Consider the following 2,523-nt stretch of genomic DNA (forward strand, 5'->3'; position numbering starts at 1 on the left):
CTGAGAACGGCGGCGCGATAGTCGGCCACGGTAGCGGCGGGATGATCCGGCTGCGGGCGGCGTAAAAGTCGTCCACTTTTGCCCTTTCTGGCGACAGGGAGGGTGGGAGGATTTTCACCGTGGACTTGTATCGCAAGGTTCGGCTTGCCTGCGCGGAGGGGATGAGCCAGCGGGAGGCGGCGCGGCGGTTTGGGATTTCGCGCGACAGCGTGAAGAAGATGATGTCGTATTCGGAGCCGCCCGGGTATCGGCGCAAGGCGCCGATCAAGCGTCCGAAGCTGGACGGCTTCACCGCGATCATCGACGCCTGGCTTGCCGCGGATCGCAGTGTTCCTCGCAAGCAGCGGCACACGGCGAAGCGGGTGTTTGATCGGCTGCGGGAGGAGCACGGCTTCACCGGCGGCTACACGATCATCAAGGATTACATGCGCGAGCACGAGCGCCGGACCCGAGAGATGTTCGTTCCGCTGGCCCATCCTGCGGGACATGCCCAGGCCGACTTCGGTGAGGCGCTCGCGGTGATCGGCGGCGTCGAGCAGAAGGCGCGGTTCTTCGTGCTCGACCTGCCGCACAGCGACGCCTGTTACGTCCGCGCCTATCCGGCGGCGACCGCCGAGGCCTGGATGGACGGCCATGTCCACGCCTTCGCCTTCTTCGGCGGCGTGCCGCAGTCGGTGCTCTACGACAACGACCGCTGCCTGGTGTCGAAGATCCTGCCCGACGGGACGCGCAAGCGGGCGACGCTCTTCAGCGGGCTGCTCTCCCATTACCTCTACCGCGATCGGTATGGGCGCCCGGGCAAGGGGAACGACAAGGGAGCGGTCGAAGGCCTGGTCGGTTACTCTCGGCGCAACTTCATGGTGCCGATCCCGCACTTTGCGGCCTGGGACGAGTTCAACGCCTATCTGGAAGCCTGCTGCCGCAAGCGCCAGGCGGATATCCTACGCGGGCACCGGGAGACGATCGGCGAGCGGCTCGCGCGGGATCTGGCGGCGATGCGGCCTCTGCCGAGCGCACCGTTCCAGGCCTGCCATCAGGCCGACGGGCAGGTCAGTTCGCAGTCGCTGGTGCGCTATGACAGCAACGATTACTCGGTGCCGGTGGCCTACGGCCATCAGGAGGTCTGGGTCCGGGGCTACGTCTGGGAGGTCGTCATCGGCTGCCGGGGCGAGGTCATCGCCCGCCACCCGCGCTGCTACGGGCGCGAGGACATCGTCTTCGATCCTCTGCATTACCTTCCGCTGATCGAGCAGAAGATCAATGCGCTCGATCAGGCAGCCCCCTTGCAGGGCTGGGAACTGCCCGACGCATTCGCCACCCTGCGCCGCCTCATGGAGGCGCGGATGAACAAGCAGGGGCGGCGGGAGTATGTGCAGGTGCTGCGGCTGCTGGAGGTGTTCGAGCTTGCCGATCTCCATGCCGCCGTGAAGCAGGCCCTCCAGCTGGGGGCGATCGGCTTCGATGCCGTCAAGCACCTGGCGCTGTGCCGGGTGGAGCGGCGACCGCCGCGACTGGACCTCGACGTTTATCCCTACCTGCCGAAGGCCAAGGTCGAGACGACATCGCCCAAGGCCTACATGCGCCTGCTCTCGCAGGAGGACGCGGCATGAGCACCGAGGATGCCCCCGAGATCCTGCTCGCGCATCGTCTGAAGGCCCTCAAACTGCCGACCTTCCTGCGGGAACATCAGAAGCTCGCGCGCCAATGTGCCGCCGAGGGCGTGGATCACGTCCGGTTCCTCGCCCGGCTGGTGGAACTCGAACTGATCGACCGCGAACGGCGGATGGTCGAGCGGCGCATCAAGGCGGCAAAGTTCCCGACCACCAAGAGCCTCGACAGCTTCGACTTCGCCGCCATCCCCAAGCTCAACAAGATGCTGGTGCTGGAGCTCGCCCGAGGGGAATGGATCGAGCGGCGCGAGAATGTCATCGCCCTCGGGCCGAGCGGCACCGGCAAAACCCACGTCGCCCTGGGCCTCGGGCTGGCAGCCTGCCAGAAGGGCATTGCCGTCGGCTTTACCACCGCCGCAGCTCTGGTCCACGAGCTGATGGAGGCCCGTGACGAGCGGCGTCTCCTGCGCTTGCAGAAGCAGATGGTCGGATACAAGCTCCTGATTATCGACGAGTTGGGCTTCGTGCCCCTGAGCAAAACCGGCGCCGAGCTGCTGTTCGAGCTGATCTCGCAGCGCTACGAGCGCGGCGCCACGCTGATCACCAGTAATCTGCCCTTCGACGAATGGACCGAGACCTTCGGCTCCGAGCGGTTGACCGGAGCACTGCTCGACCGGCTCACCCACCATGTCCACATCCTCGAGATGAACGGCGACAGCTACCGGCTCGCACAGAGCCGCGCCCGCACGACCGCCAAGGCCGGCTGATCACATCGCGAAGATTTGGCCCCCTGGGCCAAAGCGCCCCGGCAGCCGCCAGCTATCTGGAGAGCGCTGCTGACGGGCCGCTTGCCGTCCCACCACTGGCCGGGTTTTACGCCGCCACATGGCCGGTTTTGTCGCCGCCGTTGACA

2 protein-coding genes are annotated in these 2,523 nt (G+C 66.3%); both read left to right on the forward strand.

Features of this window, described 5'->3' with window-relative positions; genetic code table 11:
* Positions 1 to 119 precede the first annotated feature (119 nt).
* Entirely contained in the window at positions 120 to 1,610 is a 1,491-nt protein-coding gene (gene istA / locus EIP85_RS22500; RefSeq protein ID WP_127904437.1) for an IS21 family transposase, read from the forward strand.
* On the forward strand, positions 1,607 to 2,377 hold the full coding sequence (gene istB / locus EIP85_RS22505; RefSeq protein WP_127904438.1) for an IS21-like element helper ATPase IstB: 771 nt from the start codon (positions 1,607 to 1,609) through the stop codon (positions 2,375 to 2,377). Before istA ends, istB begins: the two co-directional genes overlap by 4 nt.
* The last annotated feature ends 146 nt before the right edge of the window (positions 2,378 to 2,523 follow it).

The organism is Solirhodobacter olei (assembly GCF_004010155.1).
Classification (GTDB): domain Bacteria; phylum Pseudomonadota; class Alphaproteobacteria; order Rhodobacterales; family Rhodobacteraceae; genus Solirhodobacter; species Solirhodobacter olei.